Genomic DNA, 20398 nt, shown 5'->3' with positions numbered 1-20398 from the left:
CTACATCTTATTGTCGACTTTCGGCGCCGAAGCTCCCAGTGGTCCACGTCGATCCGTCACCGACCACCGCGAACGCCGCCACGCCCTGCTGCCGCTCCAGCCAGGCCCGGGCGCCCGTGCCGCGCGCGTACGCCGCCGTCGCCAGGGTGTCCGCCCGCGTGAGGCCCGGGCACACCACGGTCAGCGAGGCCGGGGCCCCGTCCGGCGGCCGCCCGGTGTGCGGATCGACGATGTGGCGGCCCCGCTCGGCGATGCCGGACGTCGCCACCGCGAGCGCGCCCGTCTCCGAGGTGACGACGGCCGCCACCTTGCCGGGCTCCAGCGGATGGGCGATGCCGATCCGCCAGGGCCCGCCGTGCAGCTGGACGTCCCCGCCGCCGTTCACGCACGCCGTCGTGGCGCCCGCGTCGCACAGCAGCCGCGCCGCCCGCTCCGCCGCCCACCCCTTCACCAGGCCGCTCGGATCGAGCCCCGCCGAGTGCCGTACCGAGAACCAGCCCTCGCTGTCCCGCTCGGCCCGCGCGCACAGCTCCAGAACCTCGTCGACCTCCGGCCGCCAGGCGTCGGGCACCCGCTCGCCACGGGCCAGGGCGCTGACCGCGCTGTCGTCCCGGTACGTGGAGAACACCCGGTCCACGTGGTGGAGCAGCGCCTCGACCTCGTCAAGTGCCGCCTCCAGGGCGGGAGTCGGGGCGTCGCGCACCGTGCACGAGAACACCGTGCCCATCGTGTGCACCACCCGGTGCAGGCCCCCCGCTCCGTCAGCCACCGGCCTGATCCAGCGCGCTCTGGAGCGAGGAGATGTAGCCCTCGCTGGTGAAGGTGGCCCCCGAGACGGTGTCGATCCGCGCGCTCTGCGCGTCGAGGGTCTCCTGAATGAGCGTCGGCACGGCGGACGCGTTGATCTGCCGGCTGCGCGGCTCGTTCGCGGGTGTCTGTACCGCCCGCGCCGCCGTGATCTTCGAGCCGCTCAGGGTGAGTTCGACCTGTACGGGACCGTAGCGGGTCTGCACGGTGTCGCCGGTGACGGTACGGGTCGTGGTCGTCGAGCCACCGGACGACCCACCAGTGGCGCTATCGGAGGAACTCCCGGACGAGCCGCCGGACGGCGCCGTCACCGGCGGGGCCGCGGTCGCCGTCGTCCCGTGCGGCTTCATCGCCAGCGTCAGCACCGTCACGGTGACGGTCGCGGCGCAGGTCAGAACCGTGCGGCGGAGCGGATGAGCTTTCATGCGCTGCGTACGCTCCTCAGAACTCGAACGACTCGTGGTGGATGCGCGACGCGGGCACCCCGGCCGCGCGCAGGGCGTCGTACGCGGCGACCGAGAGCTCACGCGGCCCGCACAGGAACACGTCGTGCTCCGCGATGTCGGGCAGCGTCGCCCGCAGCCGGTCCGCGGTGAGCGGCGTGCGCGTCCCGTCCGGCGCGTTCAGCGCGTACAGCAGCCGCGCTCCGCGCCGGTCGGCTATCGCCTTCAGCTCGCGGCGCAGCGCCAACTCCTCGGCGCTGCGCGCCCGATAGAGCAGCGTGAGGTCGCCGGGCTCGGCGGGCAGCGTCTCGAAGAGAGTGCGCAGCGGGGTGATCCCGGTGCCGCCCGCGAGCAGCAGCACCTTGCGGCGGCGCCGCCGGTCCGCGGTCAGCGCCCCGTACGGGCCCTCCGCCCACACCCGGGTGCCGCGCGCGACCGTCGGCACCGCCGCGCTGTGGTCGCCCAGCGACTTCACGGTGATCCGCAGCAGATCGGGCCGCGGCACCGCCGACAGCGAGTACGGGTGCGAAGCGGCCCACAGGCCCTGGGTGAGGAACCGCCAGCGGAAGAACTGCCCCGGCCGGGCCCCCAGTTCGTCCAGGTGCCGGCCGCGCACCCACACCGAGTGCACCCCGGGCGCCTCCGGCACCACGACCTCGACGCGCAGCCGGTGCCGCAGATTCAGCCGCACCGGCACGAGCACCCGGAACCACAGCACCAGCGCGGCGGCGCCGACGTACAGCGCGTACCAGGCGGACCGCGCGGCGGCATTGCCCACGAAGTCGGCGCCGAGCGCCAGTTGGTGCCAGAACGCCAGGAAGATCGCCGCGTAGGTGAGCAGATGCAGGTAGTACCAGGTCTCGTAACGCATCCGGCGCCGCACCGCCCGCGCCGACACGAAGCCGACCGTCAGCAGGATCGCCGCGCCCAGCGTGCCCTTCAGCATCTCCGGCAGGTCGAGCGTGATCGTGAGGAACTCGCGTACGGCGTTGTCGTGCGCCTGCGCCGCGTACCCGAGCGTGATCAGCACCATGTGCGCGAGCAGCAGCCCGACCGTCCACCGGCCCGCCGATGCGTGCCAGCGGGCCGTGCGGTCGCTGCCGACGCCGCGCTCCAGCCACGGGATCCGGGCCATCAGCACGACGAGCAGCGCGCACATGTAGCCGCACAGCAGACCGGTGATCCGCCCCGCGCCGTTCAGCCAGCCCGCCGTGCCGACCACGGAGGCGGTGTCCGCCCACCACAGGCCGAGCACCGCGAGGCCGCCCGCCCAGGCCGCGGCCAGCAGGGGCGCCGCGGGGGAGCGGCGGTGCGCGACGGCCGGGGCGCGGTGGCTCGTCGGCGGTGGGCTGTGGGTCGCGGTGACCATGGGGCCTCCTCACGGCTGTTCAGAGGTGCCACTGTGCTGGGCGAACTTCTGAGCGGGCTCTGAGCACCGCCCCGCGGGGCGGCCCCACCGGGGTCCGGGCGGATTTCTCAGAGGAAACTCAGAGCGAACCGAGAGATCCTCGTACCGACCGAGAGATCCTGGTACGGACATGAGCCAACGCCCCGCCGCCCTGACCCGCCCCGACGGAACCCCCGTGCGGGTCCTCGTCGTCGACGACGAGCCGGACCTCGCCGAGGTCGTCACCGGCGCCCTGCGCTACGAGGGCTGGGACGTGCGCTCCGCCGCCACCGCCCGCGCGGCCGTGGCCGAGGCCCTCGACTTCCGGCCCGACGCCGTGGTCCTGGACATCATGCTCCCGGACCGCGACGGCCTGTCCGTGCTGCGCGAGCTGCGGGCCGCCCAGCCGCACGTGTGCGTGCTGTTCCTCACGGCCCGGGACACCGTCGAGGACCGCATCGCGGGCATCACGGCGGGCGGCGACGACTACGTGACGAAGCCGTTCGCGCTGGCCGAACTGGTCGCCCGGGTGCGCGGGCTGCTGCGCCGCGCGGGGATGACCCGGGAGCGGGCCGCGTCCGCGCTGCTCACCGTCGGCGACCTGGAGATGGACGAGGACGCCCACGAGGTGACCCGGGGCGGCGAGCCGGTCGACCTCTCCCCGACCGAGTTCCAGCTGCTGCGCTGCCTGATGCGCAATCCGCGCCGCGTGCTGAGCAAGACCCAGCTCCTCGACCTCGTCTGGTCCTACGACTACGGCGGCCAGGCGCACGTCGTCGAGCTGTACATCTCGTATCTGCGCCGGAAGATCGACGCGGGCCGGGAACCCATGATCCACACCGTGCGGGGCGCGGGCTATCTGCTCAGACCGGCGGCCCGGTGAGGTGGCCGCGGGCGCCGCGCACCCTGCGCGGACGGCTCACCGCGGGACTCGTCGTGCTGCTCGCGGTCAGCTGTGCCGCGGTCGGCATCGTGGCCGTCCTCCAGCTGGGCGGCTTCCTCACCTCCCGCCTCGACCAGCAGTTGCGGGACGCGGGCAGCACCTACCCGGCCAGCATCGAGCACCGGGGCACCGCGACCGGGCGCGACGACCACGACGGCGACGAGCACGGCGACACCCGCCGCCAGACCACCGGCACGCTCGGCGTCTGCCTGGTCGACGGGCGGGTCACCCAGGCCGGGGTGGTCCGCTCCGGCGACGACGCGAGCGACCAGTCGGCACCGCTGAGCGCGGCCGACGAGAAGAAGCTCGCCGCCGTGCCGGCCGACGGCACCGGGACGTCCGTCGACCTGTCCACGCTCGGCGAGTACCGCGTGGTCGCGGCGCCGGGCCGGGACGGCGACGTCCTGATCACCGGCCTGCCGCTGGAACCCGTCCAGGCCACCGTCCACCGGCTCGAACTCGTCTCCGGCATCGTCTTCGGCGTCGCCCTCGTCGTCACCGGCATCGCGGGCGCCCTGTGGGTGCGCTGGTCGCTGCGCCCCCTCAACCGGGTCGCCGCCACCGCCGCCCGGGTCAGCGAACTGCCCCTCGCCAGCGGTGCGGTGGAGCTGCCCGCCCGCGCCCCCGAGACCCTGCCGCCCGAGAACGAGATCGGCCGGGTCACCCGCGCCTTCAACGGCATGCTCGGCCATGTCGAGAACGCGCTCACCCAGCGCCAGCGCAGCGAGGAGCGGCTGCGCAGCTTCTCCGCCGACGCCAGCCACGAACTGCGCACCCCCGTCGCGGCGATCCGCGGTCACGCCGAACTCGCGCTGCTGCACCCCGGCCCGGTGCCGCCCGAGGTGACCCGGGCACTGGAGCGGATCACCGCCGAGTCCGGCCGGATGGGCGCGATGGTCGACGACCTGCTGCTGCTCGCCCGGCTCGACGCGGGCCGCCCCCTGGAGCGGGTCACCGTCGATCTGACCCGGCTCGTCCTCGACGCGGTCGACGACGCCCGTGCGGCGGGTCCCGGGTACCGCTGGTCGCTGCGGCTGCCCGAGGAACCGGTCACCGTCACCGGCGACGCCCACCGCCTCCACCAGCTCCTCGCCAACCTCCTCGCGAACGCCCGGCTGCACACCCCGCCCGACACCGAGGTCACGGTCTCCCTCACGAGCGGCCCGGACGCGGTGCTGCTCGCGGTGGCCGACGACGGCCCCGGCATCCCGCCGGAGATCAGGGACACGCTCTTCGAGCGGTTCGTCCACGGCGAGCGGCGGCGCGGCGAGCACGGGGGCACCGGCACCGGCCTGGGCCTGTCCATCGTCGCCGGGGTCGCGCAGGCGCACGGCGGCGCGGTCACGCTGGAGAGCGGGCCCGGCACGACGGAGTTCACCGTCCGGCTGCCCCGGGGCGCCCGCGACGACGAGTGATCAGTACTTCGTGATCGCCGTCGCCCCGCCCGACGTCCCGATGGCGATGTGCGGCGCCCGCCCCGGCCGCGCCCACGCCATGATCCGCCGCATGTCGTCCTTCGGTACGGACACACAACCGGCCGTCGCCGCCCGCCCGTTGACGTGCAGGAAGATCCCGGCGCCCCGCCCGCGCACCGGCCGGTCGTAGTTGAAGCCGATCACCAGGGCGTACGCGTACTGCGTGGCGTAGTCGGCGAGATGCTCGGACTCCGAGGCGCGGCAGTCGGCCGGACGGGGCTGCGTCCAGCGGTTGTAGGAGCGCGACGTGTTGTCCTGGCACCACCAGGAGGAGTCCCGCACCCGCCGGTACGCGACGGAGGTGCCGCCCGGTGCCGCTTTCGTACCGAAGGCGAAGGGGAGGTCGTAGAGCCCGGCCGGGGTGGTGTTCGTGCCCTGCTCGCGCCTGCCGCCCGCCACGAGCCCGTTCGCCCCGAACCGCGCGGGCGCGGAACCGGCCTTCACCCAGCGGCCGTCGGAGCGCCGGTCCCACCAGGTGACGGTGCCGGAGGTCGAGGACGCGCGGGGCGCCTCGGCGGTGATCAGCTGACTGCCGCCGCCGGTGTCCGCCATCCGCGCGGGCAGCGGAGCGGCGGCGCTCGCGGACGGCGCGGCACCGAGCGCGGCACAGAAGGCGACAGCGGCGGCGATACCTACTCGTAAAGGACGCATGGGTCAGAAGCTAGCGGGCGGCAGCGGCAACGGCAGCCCCGGAAGTCCGTCCAGGCTGGTTCCGATGTACTCCTTCTTCTGGAAGTACGCGTCCAGCCCGGCGTCGTCCTTGCGGGCGAAGAAGTCCCCGTGCAGCGTGCGCTCCTCGTCGTACGTCATGAAGGGGACGGCGTATCCGCAGGTGTCCCGGACGAGTTCGGCCCGTACGAGGATGATGGCGCGCAGTCCGTTGCGCGTCGGGTCGATGGCGTCGAAGTGCCCGAGGAGGTCGGCGAAGCGCGGGTCGTCGCGGAAGACGGGTTCGCCGCGCCCGTGCACCCGGACGATGGTCGGCGGGCCCTGGAAGGCGCACCACATGAGCGTGATCCGGCCGTTCTCCCGCAGGTGCGCGACGGTCTCGGCGTTGGAGCCCGCGAAGTCGAGGTAGGCGACGGTGTGCGGGTCGAGGACGGCGAAGGACCCCTTGAGGCCCTTGGGGGAGAGGTTCACCGTGCCGTCGCCGGCCAGCGGGGCCGTCGCGGTGAAGAAGAGGGGCTGCGACTCGATGAAGGTGCGCAGGCGGCCGTCGATGCTCTCGTAGCTTTTTCCCATGCGAGGAGTATGGCGAAGCCGACCACATGTTGGACAGAGGATCTTGAAAGGTGAGACGGTCGATCTGTGCATGCGGCCGCGATTGACGATTCATGCGGAACTCTGCATAATCATGCATGACACCCACCGGCTTGAGGAGCAGAGCACGTGAGCAGCAACACCGGCGATGTCCGCCTCTGGGGCGGCCGGTTCGCCGACGGCCCCGCCGAGGCCCTGGCGAAACTCTCCGCCTCCGTCCACTTCGACTGGCGCCTGGCGCCGTACGACATCGCGGGCTCCCGCGCCCACGCGCGCGTGCTCAACAAGGCGGGCCTGCTCACCGACGACGAGCTGAACCGCATGATCGCCGGACTCGACCAGCTCGAAGGCGATGTCGCGGACGGCTCCTTCGTCGGCACCATCGCCGACGAGGACGTGCACACCGCCCTGGAGCGCGGCCTCCTGGAGCGCCTCGGCGTCGACCTGGGCGGCAAGCTCCGCGCGGGCCGCTCGCGCAACGACCAGGTGGCGACCCTCTTCCGGATGTACCTGCGCGACGAGGCCCGGGTCGTCGGCGGCCTGATCGCCGACCTCCAGGAAGCCCTCGTCGGCCTCGCCGAGGCGCACCCGGACACCGCGATGCCCGGCCGCACCCACCTCCAGCACGCCCAGCCGGTGCTCTTCGCCCACCACGTCCTCGCCCACGTCCAGGCGCTCTCCCGGGACGCGGAGCGGCTGCGGCAGTGGGACGAGCGCACGGCGGTCTCGCCGTACGGCTCGGGCGCCCTCGCCGGCTCCTCGCTCGGCCTCGACCCGGAGGCGGTCGCCCGCGACCTCGGCTTCGAGCACGGCTCGGTCGGCAACTCCATCGACGGCACGGCCTCGCGCGACTTCGTCGCCGAGTTCACCTTCATCACCGCGATGATCGGCGTGAACATCTCCCGGATCGCCGAGGAGATCATCCTGTGGAACACGAAGGAGTTCTCCTTCGTCACCCTCCACGACGCCTTCTCCACCGGCTCGTCGATCATGCCGCAGAAGAAGAACCCCGACATCGCCGAGCTGGCCCGCGGCAAGTCCGGCCGCCTCATCGGCAACCTCACCGGCCTGATGGCGACGCTCAAGGCGCTGCCCCTCGCCTACAACCGCGACCTCCAGGAGGACAAGGAGCCGGTCTTCGACTCCTGCGACCAACTGCGGCTGCTGCTCCCGGCCTTCACCGGCATGATGGCCACGCTCACGGTCAACCGGGAGCGCATGGAGGAGCTGGCCCCGGCCGGCTTCTCGCTCGCCACCGACATCGCCGAGTGGCTCGTGAAGCAGGGCGTGCCGTTCCGTGTCGCGCACGAGGTCGCCGGCGAGTGCGTCAAGGTCGCCGAGTCCGAGGGCAAGGAGCTCGACGGGCTCACCGACGAGCAGTTCGCGAAGATCTCCGAGCACCTCACGCCCGAGGTCCGCACGGTCCTGAACGTGCCGGGCGCCCTCGCCTCCCGCGACGGCCGCGGCGGCACCGCCCCCAGCGCCGTCGCCGTCCAGCTCGCGGAACTCAAGCAGGACCTCGGCGTCCAGCGCACCTGGGCCGACGCCAAGAAGTAGCCCGCAGACCCGTCCCCACGGCCAAGGGCCCGGTTCGTCCGTACGAGGACGAACCGGGCCCTTGCTGTCGTGGCCGCCGGCGGATCAGCGACGCGCCTTGGCCCCGCCGCCGTAGCTCGACAGGTCCATCAGCAGTCCGATCAGCACCACCAGCCAGCCGATGCCGCGCACCCCGGCCACGGGCGCGTAGGCGAACACGAACCCCAGCGTCGTCCACGGCAGGAAGATCAGGCCGAGCAGCGGCAGCAGCACGCCGGTGAACGCGCGGTCCACGAGGTTCGTGAAGAGCCATGTGATCACGAGCGCGACGCGCGGCCCGATCGCCGCCATCGCCGCGAAGATGCAGCACCCCATGCCCGTACCTCCCGAGAGTTCCGCCGGGGGCCTGCCCAGGCGTCCCGTCAGTCGTAACACCGGGTGAGCGGCCGGGCCACCGGAGTCATCGCCATCATTCGCGCGACAAAAGAATGAGACATTCATGTCTCACATGACTTACTCTTGTCTCATGCCAGTCGATCGCGAACAGGTGCTGCGCAGCGCCGCCGCCCTGCTCACCCGCAAGTCCACCGCCACGATGGACGAGGTCGCCCGGGCAGCCGGCATCAGCCGCGCGACCCTGCACCGCCACTTCGCGGGCCGCGACGCCCTCGTTCGCGCGCTGGAGATCCTCGGCATCCAGGAGTGCGAGGCGGCGCTCGACCTGGCCCGGCTCGACGACGGCCCGGCCGCCGACGCACTGCGCCGCCTGGTCCGGGAGATGGAGCCGGCGGCCCCGCTGCTCGCCTTCCTCACGACGGAGAACCAGCTCTTCGAGGGCGAGGGGCAGAACGCGGGCTGGGAGCGGCTCGACGCCCGCATGGTGGCGCTGTTCCGGCGCGGCCAGGAGGCGGGCGAGTTCCGCATCGACCTGACACCGGCCTGGCTCTGCGAGGCGCTCTACGGCCTCATCGGCAGCGGCGCCTGGGCCGTACAGGACGGCCGCGTCGCGGCCAAGGACTTCTCATACATGATCGCCGAGCTGCTGCTCGGCGGCGCACGACGGAGCGTGGAACCATGACCAGCACACACCAGCGCACCCCCGCGGCGGAGGTGGTGTCGCGCCCCGGCCGGTGGCTCGCCCTCTGCGTCCTCGTGCTCGCCGTGCTGCTCGTCGCCGTGGACGCGACGGTCCTCGGACTCGCGACCCCGTACATCAGCGAGGACCTGAAGCCGTCCGGCACCCAGCTGCTGTGGATCGGCGACGTCTACTCGTTCGTCATCGCCGGACTTCTGGTCTCCATGGGCAGCCTCGGCGACCGCATCGGCCGCAAGAAGCTGCTGCTCGTCGGCGCCGTCGCGTTCGGCGCGGTCTCGGTGCTCAACGCGTACGCGACGACGCCGGAGCTGATGATCCTGGCGCGCGCCCTGCTGGGTGTCGCGGGTGCCACGCTCATGCCCTCCACCCTCGCCCTGATCCGCAACATCTTCCACGACCCGCGTGAGCGCTCACTGGCCGTCGGCATCTGGGGCGCCATGGCCTCGGCGGGCGCGGCGGTCGGCCCGGTCGTCGGCGGGTTCCTCCTGGAGCACTTCTGGTGGGGCTCGGTCTTCCTGATCAACCTGCCCGTGATGGCGGTCCTGGTTGTCGTCGGAGCGAAGCTCATCCCTGAGTCGAAGAACCCGGTCCCTGGCCCCTGGGACCTGGCCAGCGTCGGACTGTCCCTGATCGGCATGATCGGTGTCGTCTACGCGATCAAGGAAGCAGCGGCGCACGGCATCGGCTGGCAGGTCGTGGCTACGGCGGTCATCGGCGTGGCGGCCCTGACCACCTTCGTCCGGCGCCAACTCACCCTCGCCTCGCCCCTGCTGGACATGCGACTGTTCCGCAACCGCGGCTTCTCCGGCGCCGTCCTCGCCGACCTGCTCACCATCCTGGGCCTCGCGGGCCTGATCTTCTTCCTCTCCCAGTTCCTCCAACTGGTCCAGGGCCGCGAGCCGTTCGAGGCGGGCCTGGCCGAACTCCCGGCCGCGGTCGGCGCGGTGGGCGCCGGCCTGATCGCCGGATTCGTGGCGCGCCGCTTCTCGGTGCGCGTCGTGGTGGCGGGCGGCCTGGCGGCGGTGGGCCTGGCCCTCGCCGCGCTCACGACCCTGAGCCAGTCGACGGGCTACCCGCTGCTCGGCACCGTACTGCTGGTCGTCGGCATCGGCGCCGGCTTCTCCTTCACGGTGACGGCCGACGTGATCCTCTCCAGCGTCCCCAAGGAGCAGGCGGGCGCCGCGTCCGCGGTCTCCGAGACGGCGTACGAACTCGGCGCGGCCCTCGGCATCGCCCTGCTCGGCTCCATCGTCACGGGCGTCTACGCGAGCTTCACGGCCCCCGAGGGCACCCCGGCGGACGTGGCCTCGGCCGCCCACGAATCCCTCGGCGGCGCGTTCGAATCATCCTCCGCCCTGCCCGCTGCCCAGGCCCAAGAACTCCTGTCCTCGGCCCAGACCGCCTTCGTGGACGGCCTCCAACTGGCGGCCGGCGTGGGCGCGGCGGTCCTCCTGGCGACATCAGTGGCAGCTTGGTTCATGCTCAGAGGCCAGCACCTGGAGAACTAGCCCACCCCCGCCGCCTTGGGCAATCTGCCATCCCCCAGACTCCGTCCGGGGGGACCTCCAGAGCGGCAGGGTGGGCAAGGCAGCACCCCAGCGCCGGACAGGCGCCTCGACCAACCCGCGCTCCAGCCCCGTACAAAAAACTGGGGCCCCCGGAAATCCCCGGGGGCCCCAGCTCAGGTCAGAACGCCTAAGCGGCCTTCGCCTTGGTGGCGTACATGTCCACATACTCCTGCCCCGACAACCGCATGACCTCAGCCATCACAGAGTCGGTCACGGCCCGCAGCACATACCGGTCACGCCCCATCCCGTCGTACCGGGAGAACTCCATGGGCTCACCGAACCGCACGGTCACCCGCCCCGGACGCGGCATCCCGGCCCCGCCCGGCTGCAGCTTGTCCGTGCCGATCATCGCGAACGGCACCACCGGCGCACCGGTCATCAGCGTCAGCCGCGCGATACCGGTACGGCCGCGGTACAGGCGCCCGTCGGGGGACCGGGTCCCCTCCGGGTAGATGCCGAACATGCGGCCCTCTTCCAGGATGCGGCGGCCGGTCATCAGCGCGGCCACCCCGCCGTTGGCACCGTCCCGGTCGACCGGGATCATGCCGACGCCGGTGAAGAACCAGGCCATGAGGCGGCCCTTGAGCGACTTCCCGGTGACGTACTCGTCCTTGCCGATGAAGCACACCTGCCGGTCGCAGACGACCGGCAGGATCATCGAGTCGATGAACGTCAGATGGTTGCCCGCCAGAATGACGGGGCCAGTGCCCGGAATGTTCTCGGCGCCTTCCACACGGGTGCGGAACATCAGGCGCATGATCGGTCCGAGCACTGCCTTGATGAGCGCGAAGCGGGACAACGGGCCCTCCGGTGTCGAGATTGACAAGATTTCAGTCTGGGTACGGCCTGGGATCCGGCCGTGCGGTCTGTGCAGGTGAGGACGATACTCGCGCCTGCGGCCCGGCCGCACATCGGGTTCACCGACTGGATACGCAGAGTTGACGTGAGTGCGCGCACCAGCTGGGCACCCGCGCCCCCCAGCAGTCACCTCACCACACCCTCCCGTTCCGCACGAGGTCTCCCGTTCGTCACACCCGCCCACCTACGATCGGGACCGCTTTGACAGGTGCAAGGCACGACCGGTCGGGAGGAGTGCTTCATGGGGAACGAGAAGTCACAGTCTGCACAGGAGAACCGGGGGACCACGGGAGTGGGCCGCCGCTCGCTCCTCGGCGCGGCGGTGCTCGGCGCGGGCGCCGCGGCCCTCGCGGCACCCGGCGCGGCGAGCGCGGCGGACCGAAGCTCGTCCGGCAGTGGCGCGAATCACTCCGGAAAGGGCATCAAGGGCCTGCCCGTACCGACCGTCATCGGTCACCGCGGAGCCAGCGGCTACCGCCCCGAGCACACCCTGGGCTCGTACCAGCTGGCGCTCGACATGGGCGCCCACGTCATCGAGGCCGGTGACATCTGCCCGACCAAGGACGGCCACCTCGTATGCCGTCACGAGCCGGAAATCGGCGGGACGACGGACGTCTCGGCGCACCCCGAGTTCGCCTCCCGCAAGACCACCAAGATCATCGACGGGGTCTCGACGACCGGCTGGTTCACCGAGGACTTCACGCTCGCCGAGCTGAAGACGCTGCGCGCCAAGGAGCGCATCCCCGGCAACCGCCAGCACAACACCCTCTACGACGGCCGCTGGGAGATCCCCACCTTCGAGGAGGTCCTCGCCTGGCGCGCCGAGCAGAGCAGGAAGCGCGGCCGCGAGGTCTGGATCTACCCCGAGACCAAGCACCCCACCTACTTCCGCAAGCTCGGCCTCGGCCTGGAGGAGCGGCTCGCGAAGATCCTGCGCGCCCACGGGCTGCACAAGAAGAACTCGCCGGTCATCCTGCAGTCCTTCGAGCCGACCAGCATCCAGCGCCTGAACAAGCTCGTCGACAACCCGCTGGCCGTCCTGCTCTCCTCGGCGAACTCCCGCCCCGCCGACTTCGTCGACATCGGCGACCCGCGCACCGTCGCCGACCTGATCACGCCCAAGGGGCTTGCCGAGATCGCCGGATACGCGAACGGCATCGGCCCGACCCTGGACCTGATCATCCCGAAGGACGCCTCCGGCAAGCTCCTCGCGCCGACCACCCTGGTGAAGGACGCCCACACGGCGGGCCTCATCCTGCACCCGTACACGATGCGCAACGAGAACACCTTCCTCCCGGCCGACTTCAAGAAGGGCACGGACCCGAACGCGTACGGCGACGCGTTCGGCGCCTTCAAGGCGTACTACGCCACCGGGATCGACGGCATCTTCTCCGACAACTGCGACACCGCCCTCCTCGCCCGCGAGGACTTCGTCAACGGCTGACGCCCGGGCGCCGGTTGGAGTGAGACACGGGCGGGCCCGGCAACCAGCCGCCGGGCCCGCCCGTCCCGTCGTACATGACGACGTACGACACCCGGGTGCTCGACGCCCTGCGCCCGCTGCTCACCGCGGAGGCGCACGCCGAACTGCCCGCCGCCGGCCTCGACGACCTGGCCGACCTGGAGCAGGACGTCTGGCTGCGCCTGCTGGAACGGCTCGCGGTCCAGGGCCCGCCGGCCGACCCGGCCGCCTGGCTCACCCGGACGGTCCACGCCGAGGCCCGCCGTCTGCGCCGCACCGGTCTGCGGGAACAGCCCTGCGCCACCGAGCCCGCCGCCGACCCCCGGGAGTCCGACCCGGAGCGGCACACGCTCGCCCGGGAGCGGGCGCGGACCCTGCACGCGGTCGTACGCCGACTGCCCGGACGCTGCCCCCGCCTCATCGGCGCCCTGCTGTCCCCGCACGACCTCACGTACCGGGAGATCGCGGGCGAGTTGGGTATGTCACAGGGCAGCCTTGGGCCGGAACGTTCCAGATGTCTGGGATGCCTGCGCAGAATCATGGCCGCGGAGGTTGCGCCGTATGCCCGCCGGGGAAAAGGTGAGGGACAACCGGTGGACAGGTGAGCGGGAGGCATGCACACATGGGCATGAGCGTGACCATCTCTGCGGCGACCGAAGCGGATGCCGAACACATCCTCAAACTGCAGTACCTCTGCTACCAGAGCGAGGCGCAGCTCTACGGGGACTACTCGATCGAGCCGCTCACCCAGTCCCTGGACTCGTTCCGGGCCGAACTGGCGGGCGGCACCGTCCTGGTGGCGCGCCTCGGCGACGAAGTGGTGGCGTCCGTGCGCGGCACCACCGACGCCGACGGCACGGCGCACATCGGCAAGCTGATCGTCCACCCGCGGCTGCGGCGCCACGGTCTCGGCGGCCGGCTCCTGGCCGCCATAGAGGCCCAGCTGGTCACGGCGGGCACGACCAAGCGCTTCGAGCTCTTCACGGGCCACCGCAGCGAGCACAACCTGCGCCTGTACCGCAGGCACGGCTACGCCCCGGTGACGACGCGGAAGGTAGACGAGCGGCTGACGCTCGTCACGCTGGCGAAGGAGCCGCAGACCGCGAGCCTCTCCGGAGTCTGACCGGACGGCCGGGGCGCCGCCCCGGCCGCACCCGCCGAAGCCTCAGGCCCCGGCCGGGGCCTCGTGCTGCAGCACGCCCTTGCGCAGCCAGTACATCGCGGTCACCGGCAGGATCACGGGGATGAACAGATAGCCCATCCCGAAGTCCGACCAGACGGTCGCGTCCGGGAACGCCGACGGCTCCACCAGCGTCCACACGCCGACGATCAGCACGCCCGCCAGCTCCAGGGCGCAGCAGGCGAACGCGGCCCGCCGCGCCTTGTCGCCGCCGCGCACCAGCGAGTACGTGATGAACCCGTACACGACCCCCGCCACCGCGGACAGCGTGTACGCGAGCGGCGCCTTGCCGAAGTCGGTGGAGATCTGCACGGCGGAGCGCGACACGGCCCCGACGACCATGACCCCGTAGAGCCATACGAGCAGCATGCCGGGCCCGCTGATCAACCGGCGCTTCTGCTTCGAGGACGCCTTCTCCGAAGAGGCCACAGCCACCTCATCCTCCCCAGATGTCATAGAGACGTACTTCGAGCACGGCCAGCACCACACCGCCCGCGGCGACGGTCACGGACCCCCAGCGGGTCCGCTCCGCCAGCGACATGAAACCCGCCGCCGGAACACACGCGAACGCCCCGATCAGATACGCGACGAAGATCGTCGTGCCCTGCGCGGCCTTCTCGCCCCGCGCCAGCTGCACGATCCCGACCACCAGCTGCACCAGCGCGAGCACCGACACCACGGCCATGCCGATGAAGTGCCAGTCCTTGGTCGGCTGGTCGCGATAGGCGGCGTAACCGCACCACGCGGCGAGCGCGAACGCGGCGAGACCCGTCACCAGGGTCAGGGCATCAAGCATGGCCGAGAGCCTATTACGGCCGAAAAGGCCCGCCGCGCGCGGCCCCGGCACCCCGGCCGTACGCTCGGGGACCATGAAGATCACCGCTGACGCCCTCCTCTTCGACAACGACGGCACCCTGGTCTCCTCCCTGGAGTCGGTGTACCGCTGCTGGACCAGGTGGGCGCAGGAGTACGGGATCACCGCCGAGGACTTCGCGGCCATCGAGCTGCACGGCCGCCCCGCCGCCGAGATCGTCGCCGACCTGCTGCCCGCCGAGCGGGTCGCCGGGGCCGTCGCGCGCATCGAGGAGCTGGAGGTCGAGGACGTGCCGAACGGCGGCACGCAGCTGCTGCCCGGTGTCCGGGACCTCCTCGCCTCGCTCCCCGAGGGCCGCTGGGCCGTCGTCACCTCCGCCACCCGCAGGCTCGCCGCGGCCCGGCTCGCGGCCGTCGGCATCACCCCGCCGCTGATCGTCGCCGCCGACGACATCACGCGCGGCAAGCCCGACCCCGAGCCGTTCCTGCTCGCCGCGCAGAAGCTGGGCGCGGACCCGGCGCGCTGCGTCGTCTTCGAGGACGCTCCGGCCGGCCTTGCCGCGGGCCGCGCCGGCGGCATGACGACCGTGGCCTTGACCACAACGCACGCGGTCGGCGAACTCTCCGCGGACGTCGTGGTGAAGGACCTGTCGGCCGTGTCGGCGCTGGTCACAGAGGCCGGCGTGGAGATCACCGCAGCCCCCTGACCGGCCCCGGAGCGCCATCCACCGCTGTCCGCTATTCGGACAACAAGGATGGGGCGCGTCCTCACGTCTGCTTTACTTGCCCGCATGACCACGACGAGCAGCCGCACCCTTGCGACCGAGGCGACCATGACGCCCGGTGCTCGTTGTATGTGTCGAATGTGCGCCTTCTGAGGGCCCCCGCAAGACCGCCTGTTCTCGCGCCCCGAAGCGAGACCCGCGCGCCCTGTTTCGTAGGGAGTGACTCCGCAGGGAGAAACAGTTCGCCTACGTGACCGGGTCTGCCCCGCGCACAGCTTCTCCGTACGGACTTGTCTGCCGGCCCCGTGCCGGCGCGAGAACCTGTCGCGCGCCCGGAAACTCCCCAGTTCCGAATGAATGCCCCGTGCCCGGCGCCACCCGTGCCGCGCACTCGACAGTGACGGACATCCACGTGATCACCACCCAGGGCCTCACCAAGGTCTACCGCTCGCGCGGCCGAGAGGTCACCGCCCTCGACGGCGTCGATCTGCACGTGCGCGAAGGCGAGGTGTACGGCGTCATCGGCCAGTCCGGCGCCGGCAAGTCCTCGCTGATCCGCTGCGTGAACCTCCTGGAACGCCCCACCTCCGGCACCGTGACGGTGGCCGGACAGGACCTCACCGCCCTCGCCGGACGCGGCCCGCGCGCCGGCCGGGAACTGCGCGAGGCGCGCAGCCGCATCGGCATGGTCTTCCAGCACTTCAACCTGCTGTCCTCGCGCACCGTCCAGGACAACATCGAGCTGCCCCTCGAAATCCTCGGCAAGTCGGGGAAGGAACGTTCCTCCAAGGCGCTGGAACTCCTCGACCTGGTCGGCCTCGCCGACAAGGCGAAGTCCTACCCGGCCCAGCTCTCCGGCGGCCAGAAGCAGCGCGTCGGCATCGCCCGCGCCCTGGCCGGCGACCCGAAGGTGCTCCTCTCCGACGAGGCCACCAGCGCCCTCGACCCGGAGACCACGCGCTCGATCCTCCAGCTGCTGCGCGACCTCAACCGGCAGCTCGGCCTGACCGTCCTGCTCATCACCCACGAGATGGACGTCGTCAAGACCGTCTGCGACTCCGCCGCCCTCATGGAGCACGGGCGGATCGTCGAGTCCGGCACGGTCAGCGAACTCCTCGCGACCCCGGGCTCCCAACTCGCCGCCGCGCTCTTCCCCGTCGGCGGCGACGCGTCCGGCGACGACCGCACCGTCATCGACGTCACCTTCCACGGGGAGTCGACGACCCAGCCGGTCGTGTCGCAGCTCGCGCGCACCTACAACATCGACATCTCGATCCTGGGCGCCGCGATGGACACCGTCGCCGGCAAGCAGGTCGGCCGGATGCGCATCGAACTGCCCGGCCGCTACGAGGACAACGTCGTACCCATCGGCTTCCTGCGCGAGCAGGGCCTCCAGGTCGAGATCGTCGAGAACGCCGAGACCGTCGAGAACACAGCCCGCGACGACCGCGCGTCCGTACTGCTGAAGGAAGGTGTGTCCAAGTGACCTGGTCGGAGATGCAGCCGCTGCTGTCCCAGGCATGTTGGGACACCCTCTACATGGTCGGCTGGTCCACGCTGATCGCCGTCGTCGTCGGACTGCCGCTCGGCGTCCTGCTCGTCCTCACCGACCGCGGCGGGATGGCGCAGAACGCCGTCACCAACAAGGTCATCGGGCAGATCGTGAACATCGTCCGCTCGATGCCCTTCCTGATCCTGATGGTCGCCCTGATGGGCTTCACCCGCTGGATCGTCGGCACCACCATCGGCCGCGAGGCCGCCATCGTGCCGCTCGCCATCGGCGCCATCCCGTTCTTCGCGCGGCTCGTCGAGACGTCCGTGCGTGAGGTCGACGGCGGGCTCGTCGAGGCCGTGCAGTCGATGGGCGGCAACACCTGGACCGTCGTGCGCAAGGTCCTCGTACCCGAGTCGCTGCCGTCGCTGATCTCCGCGACCACCACGACGATCATCGCGATCATCGGCTACTCCGCGATGGCCGGCACGGTCGGCGCGGGCGGCCTCGGCGACCTCGCCATCCGCTACGGCTACCAGCGCTTCGAGACGTCCCTGATGTGGATCATCGTGGCCGTCCTCGCGGTCGCCATCGCCGTCATCCAGTTCGCCGGCGACAGCGGCGCCCGGGTCCTGCACCGCCGTGCGGGCAAGGGCGGCGAACCGCTCCGCTTCCGCGCGTTCCTCAAAACGCGGTCCGCCGGCGCCTGACGGCGTCCCCCCCCCGCAGTTTCCGGACTCCCCGCCTCACCCGGCGGGTTGCACCACCATGGAGAAAGGCACTTTTCGTGCGTAACACCACCAAGATCACCGCAGCTGTCCTCGCCACCGGCGCCCTCACCCTGGGCCTGACCGCCTGCGGCTCCGACAAGGGCGACACGAAGGCCAAGGCGTCCGACCCGCTGGTCGTCGCCGCGACTCCCGTCCCGCACGCCGAGGTTCTCAACTACATCAAGAAGAACCTGGCGAAGAAGGCCGGCCTCAACCTCGAGGTCAAGGAGTTCACGGACTACGTCCAGCCGAACAACGCCACCGAGGACGGCTCGGTCGACGCCAACTACTTCCAGACCGTGCCGTACCTCGAGGACTTCAACAAGAAGAACGGCACGCACCTGAAGTCGGTCGCCACCGTCCACCTGGAGCCGCTCGGCCTCTACTCCAAGAAGGCCGACAAGGTCGACGCCATCAAGAAGGGCGGCACCATCGCCGTCCCGAACGACGCCGACAACGAGAGCCGCGCCCTGCGCTTCCTCGCCGCCAACGGGATCATCACCCTCAAGAGCGGCGCCGAGGCCACCGCGACCCCCCAGGACATCGCGAAGAACCCGAAGGACCTGACGTTCAAGGAGGTCGAGGCGGCCCAGACCCCGCGCTCCCTCCAGGACGTCGACGCCGCGGTGATCAACGGCAACTACGCCATCGGTGCCGACCTCAACCCGGCCAAGGACGCCCTCGTCCTGGAGTCGGCGAAGAACAACAAGTACAACAACGTCCTCGCGGTCAAGGAGGGCAACGAGGACGACCCGCGCGTGAAGAAGCTCGCCAAGCTCCTGACCTCGCCCGAGGTGAAGAAGTTCATCGAGGACAAGTACAAGGGCTCGGTGCTCCCCTCCTTCTGATAGGCCTCTTCCGGTACCTGTGATGCGCACCCACACGATTCCCGCCGCCGTGATCGCCGGGGCACTCGCCCTCGGCGTCACGGCCTGCGGATCCGGCAAGTCCGACGCGAACGGCACGCTGGTCGTCGGGGCCACCCCGACCCCGGCCGGCGAAGTCCTCGCGTACGTCAAGGACAAGCTGGCGAAGAAGGCCGGACTCGACCTGGAGATCAAGGAGTTCACGGACTACGTCCTGCCGGACACCGCCCTCCAGGACGGCACCCTCGACGCCAACCTGTACCAGCACAAGCCCTACTTGGAGGACTTCAACCGGTCCAAGGGCACCACCCTGAGCGCGGTCACCGACGTGTACCTGCCGCCCATGGGCGTCTACTCCAAGAAGATCGGCGACGTCACGAAGCTCCGCAAGGGCGCGACCGTGGCACTGCCCAACGACACCACCAATGAAGGCAGGGCGCTCGAACTCCTCGCCTCCAAGGGTGTCATCGAGCTCAAGAAGGACGCGGGCGCGAACGCGAGTCCCCAGGACATCGCGGAGAACCCCAAGGGCCTGACGTTCAAGGAGCTCGAACCGGCGCAGCTGCCGCGCTCGTTGAGCGACGTCGACGCGGCCGTCATCAACAACAACTACGCGCTCGACGCGGACCTGAGCCCCAAGAAGGACGCCATCCTTCTGGAATCGGTGAAGGACAACCCGTACAACAACGTCCTCGCCGTCAAGAAGGGCAACGAGGACGACCCGCGCGTGAAGAAGCTCGCCGAGCTGCTCACTTCGCCCGAGGTGAAGAAGTTCATCGAGGACAAGTACAAGGGCTCGGTGCTTCCGACCTGAGGCAATCGACGGGCCGTACGGCCTGAAGGCACACCCTCCATGGGGGCCGTTCCCGGCAACAGGGGCGGCCCCCATGTGCAGTTACGTGCCTGCATGCTGCATGCTGGGCACTTCACCCGGCCGACACGAGGGACGACAGGCGGCCACAAGGTTACGGAGCGGCGCATGACGAACCTCTTCCCCGAGATCTCCATCAGCACGGAGCGCTTGGTGCTGCGTGCGCTCGACGAGGACGACGTCCCCGCCCTGACCGAGATGATGAACGACGAGCTGGTCGCCGCCTGGACGTCGGTGCCGCAGCCGTTCACCGAGGACGGCGCGCGGACCTGGATCAAGGAGTACGCCCCGCGCGAGCGCACGGCCGGCACCGGACTCGACCTGGCCGTCACCGAGTTCCTGACCCAGCGCCTGGTCGGCATCATCCAGCTCTCCAAGACCAACTGGCACGTGCGGTCCACCGAGCTGTCGTACATCGTCGCCCCCTGGGCCCGCGGCGAGGGCTACGCCTCCGAGGCCGCGCTCGCCACCGCCCAGTGGCTCTTCCGCGACCAGGGCATGGAGCGCATCGAACTGCGCACCGCCGCCGACAACACCGCCTCCCAGCAGGTCGCCCAGAAGATCGGCTGCATCAGCGAGGGCGTGCTGCGGAGCGCGTGCATAGCGCGTACCCGCACCGAGGACGGCACCTGGGCCGACGTCCGCACCGACTTCATCGTGTGGAGCCTGCTCCCCGAGGACATCGAGGGAGTCACCGAGCAGCTCGCCGAAGCCGGCGGTTTCACCGCGTTCTCCGACTGGAACTGACACAACCGGGAAGCGGTCCGTGAGGGAGAGAGTCCCGACGGGAAGCGGCCCGGACCGGAACCTGCCCACAGGCAGCGGCCAGATCCAGCAGGTACGCTC

At 71.0% G+C, this 20398-nt stretch carries 23 protein-coding genes; 14 read left to right on the top strand and 9 right to left on the bottom strand.

Translation table 11 applies throughout. From position 1 onward, the window contains the following. Positions 1-7: 7 nt before the first annotated feature. The 3 genes from ACFVDP_RS20385 to ACFVDP_RS20375 are packed head-to-tail and all read right to left on the bottom strand — an operon-like array spanning position 8 to position 2619. Positions 8-769 (bottom strand): FAD:protein FMN transferase, encoded by a 762-nt coding sequence (locus ACFVDP_RS20385; protein WP_383491327.1) that lies wholly within the window; start codon positions 767-769, stop codon positions 8-10. Continuing rightward, entirely contained in the window at positions 762-1232 is a 471-nt protein-coding gene (locus ACFVDP_RS20380) for an FMN-binding protein (protein ID WP_383491325.1), read from the bottom strand. Before ACFVDP_RS20380 ends, ACFVDP_RS20385 begins: the two co-directional genes overlap by 8 nt. Positions 1233-1248: 16 nt before the next feature. Then, a complete protein-coding gene (locus tag ACFVDP_RS20375; RefSeq protein WP_383491323.1) occupies positions 1249-2619 on the bottom strand; it encodes a ferric reductase-like transmembrane domain-containing protein in 1371 nt (456 codons plus the stop codon). A gap of 169 nt (positions 2620-2788) precedes the next feature. Here ACFVDP_RS20375 and ACFVDP_RS20370 point away from each other — a divergent pair, with 169 nt between their 5' ends. After that, the gene (locus ACFVDP_RS20370) at positions 2789-3520 is read left to right on the top strand and encodes a response regulator transcription factor (RefSeq protein ID WP_383491321.1); all 732 of its coding nucleotides are present in this window, start codon (positions 2789-2791) and stop codon (positions 3518-3520) included. Next, positions 3517-4995 carry a sensor histidine kinase gene (locus ACFVDP_RS20365; RefSeq protein ID WP_383491319.1) on the top strand — a complete coding sequence of 493 codons (1479 nt, stop codon included), beginning with the start codon at positions 3517-3519 and terminating at the stop codon, positions 4993-4995. The genes ACFVDP_RS20370 and ACFVDP_RS20365 overlap by 4 nt, the downstream gene beginning before the upstream one ends. Here ACFVDP_RS20365 and ACFVDP_RS20360 read toward each other — a convergent pair whose 3' ends face one another. Both ACFVDP_RS20360 and ACFVDP_RS20355 read right to left on the bottom strand, forming a co-directional pair. After that, complete coding sequence (locus ACFVDP_RS20360) at positions 4996-5706, bottom strand: L,D-transpeptidase (protein ID WP_383491317.1); 711 nt, start codon at positions 5704-5706, stop codon at positions 4996-4998. A 3-nt stretch (positions 5707-5709) separates the two neighbouring features. Beyond that, entirely contained in the window at positions 5710-6297 is a 588-nt protein-coding gene (locus ACFVDP_RS20355; protein ID WP_383491315.1) for a pyridoxamine 5'-phosphate oxidase family protein, read from the bottom strand. Between the two features lie 147 nt (positions 6298-6444). Between ACFVDP_RS20355 and argH the strand changes: the two genes are divergently transcribed. After that, positions 6445-7872 (top strand): argininosuccinate lyase, encoded by a 1428-nt coding sequence (gene argH / locus ACFVDP_RS20350; RefSeq protein WP_383491313.1) that lies wholly within the window; start codon positions 6445-6447, stop codon positions 7870-7872. Between the two features lie 84 nt (positions 7873-7956). On the opposite strand, the gene ACFVDP_RS20345 is transcribed toward argH, so the two are convergent. Further along, complete coding sequence (locus ACFVDP_RS20345; RefSeq protein ID WP_383491311.1) at positions 7957-8226, bottom strand: hypothetical protein; 270 nt, start codon at positions 8224-8226, stop codon at positions 7957-7959. A gap of 151 nt (positions 8227-8377) precedes the next feature. Here ACFVDP_RS20345 and ACFVDP_RS20340 point away from each other — a divergent pair, with 151 nt between their 5' ends. After that, positions 8378-8929, top strand: a complete 552-nt coding sequence (locus ACFVDP_RS20340) for a TetR/AcrR family transcriptional regulator (protein ID WP_383491309.1) — start codon at positions 8378-8380, stop codon at positions 8927-8929. Continuing rightward, complete coding sequence (locus tag ACFVDP_RS20335; protein WP_383491307.1) at positions 8926-10455, top strand: MFS transporter; 1530 nt, start codon at positions 8926-8928, stop codon at positions 10453-10455. Before ACFVDP_RS20340 ends, ACFVDP_RS20335 begins: the two co-directional genes overlap by 4 nt. Positions 10456-10642: 187 nt before the next feature. On the opposite strand, the gene ACFVDP_RS20330 is transcribed toward ACFVDP_RS20335, so the two are convergent. Beyond that, positions 10643-11272 (bottom strand): lysophospholipid acyltransferase family protein, encoded by a 630-nt coding sequence (locus ACFVDP_RS20330; RefSeq protein ID WP_383491501.1) that lies wholly within the window; start codon positions 11270-11272, stop codon positions 10643-10645. Positions 11273-11614: 342 nt separating this feature from the next. On the opposite strand from ACFVDP_RS20330, the gene ACFVDP_RS20325 reads away from it, so the two are divergent. The 3 genes from ACFVDP_RS20325 (at position 11615) to ACFVDP_RS20315 (ending at position 13958) form a co-directional block, all read left to right on the top strand. Beyond that, entirely contained in the window at positions 11615-12817 is a 1203-nt protein-coding gene (locus tag ACFVDP_RS20325; RefSeq protein WP_383491305.1) for a glycerophosphodiester phosphodiesterase, read from the top strand. Positions 12818-12891: 74 nt separating this feature from the next. After that, the gene (locus ACFVDP_RS20320; RefSeq protein WP_383491303.1) at positions 12892-13440 is read left to right on the top strand and encodes a sigma-70 family RNA polymerase sigma factor; all 549 of its coding nucleotides are present in this window, start codon (positions 12892-12894) and stop codon (positions 13438-13440) included. Positions 13441-13457: 17 nt separating this feature from the next. Further along, positions 13458-13958, top strand: coding sequence for a GNAT family N-acetyltransferase (locus ACFVDP_RS20315; RefSeq protein ID WP_383491301.1), 501 nt, complete (start codon positions 13458-13460; stop codon positions 13956-13958). Positions 13959-14000: 42 nt separating this feature from the next. Here ACFVDP_RS20315 and ACFVDP_RS20310 read toward each other — a convergent pair whose 3' ends face one another. Both ACFVDP_RS20310 and ACFVDP_RS20305 read right to left on the bottom strand, forming a co-directional pair. After that, entirely contained in the window at positions 14001-14471 is a 471-nt protein-coding gene (locus ACFVDP_RS20310) for a hypothetical protein (RefSeq protein WP_383491299.1), read from the bottom strand. After that, positions 14452-14811: a hypothetical protein gene (locus tag ACFVDP_RS20305; RefSeq protein WP_383491297.1), complete on the bottom strand. Its 360-nt coding sequence runs from the start codon at positions 14809-14811 to the stop codon at positions 14452-14454. Before ACFVDP_RS20305 ends, ACFVDP_RS20310 begins: the two co-directional genes overlap by 20 nt. 73 nt (positions 14812-14884) lie before the next feature. On the opposite strand from ACFVDP_RS20305, the gene ACFVDP_RS20300 reads away from it, so the two are divergent. The 6 genes from ACFVDP_RS20300 to ACFVDP_RS20275 all read left to right on the top strand — a co-directional run bounded on the left by ACFVDP_RS20300 (position 14885) and on the right by ACFVDP_RS20275 (position 20299). Beyond that, entirely contained in the window at positions 14885-15535 is a 651-nt protein-coding gene (locus ACFVDP_RS20300) for an HAD-IA family hydrolase (RefSeq protein WP_383491295.1), read from the top strand. Between the two features lie 430 nt (positions 15536-15965). Beyond that, a complete protein-coding gene (locus tag ACFVDP_RS20295; RefSeq protein ID WP_383491499.1) occupies positions 15966-17039 on the top strand; it encodes a methionine ABC transporter ATP-binding protein in 1074 nt (357 codons plus the stop codon). Then, positions 17036-17755 (top strand): methionine ABC transporter permease, encoded by a 720-nt coding sequence (locus ACFVDP_RS20290; RefSeq protein ID WP_383491293.1) that lies wholly within the window; start codon positions 17036-17038, stop codon positions 17753-17755. Before ACFVDP_RS20295 ends, ACFVDP_RS20290 begins: the two co-directional genes overlap by 4 nt. Positions 17756-17832: 77 nt before the next feature. Further along, positions 17833-18663, top strand: coding sequence for a MetQ/NlpA family ABC transporter substrate-binding protein (locus ACFVDP_RS20285; RefSeq protein WP_383491291.1), 831 nt, complete (start codon positions 17833-17835; stop codon positions 18661-18663). Positions 18664-18685: 22 nt separating this feature from the next. Then, positions 18686-19495, top strand: a complete 810-nt coding sequence (locus ACFVDP_RS20280) for a MetQ/NlpA family ABC transporter substrate-binding protein (RefSeq protein WP_383491288.1) — start codon at positions 18686-18688, stop codon at positions 19493-19495. A gap of 165 nt (positions 19496-19660) precedes the next feature. After that, the gene (locus tag ACFVDP_RS20275) at positions 19661-20299 is read left to right on the top strand and encodes a GNAT family N-acetyltransferase (RefSeq protein ID WP_383491286.1); all 639 of its coding nucleotides are present in this window, start codon (positions 19661-19663) and stop codon (positions 20297-20299) included. Positions 20300-20398 lie beyond the last annotated feature (99 nt).

The organism is Streptomyces sp. NPDC057694, from assembly GCF_042799415.1.
Lineage (GTDB): Bacteria > Actinomycetota > Actinomycetes > Streptomycetales > Streptomycetaceae > Streptomyces.
The sequence above is the reverse complement of the archived record's forward strand: the minus strand, read 5'-3'. Positions and strand labels throughout refer to the sequence as shown.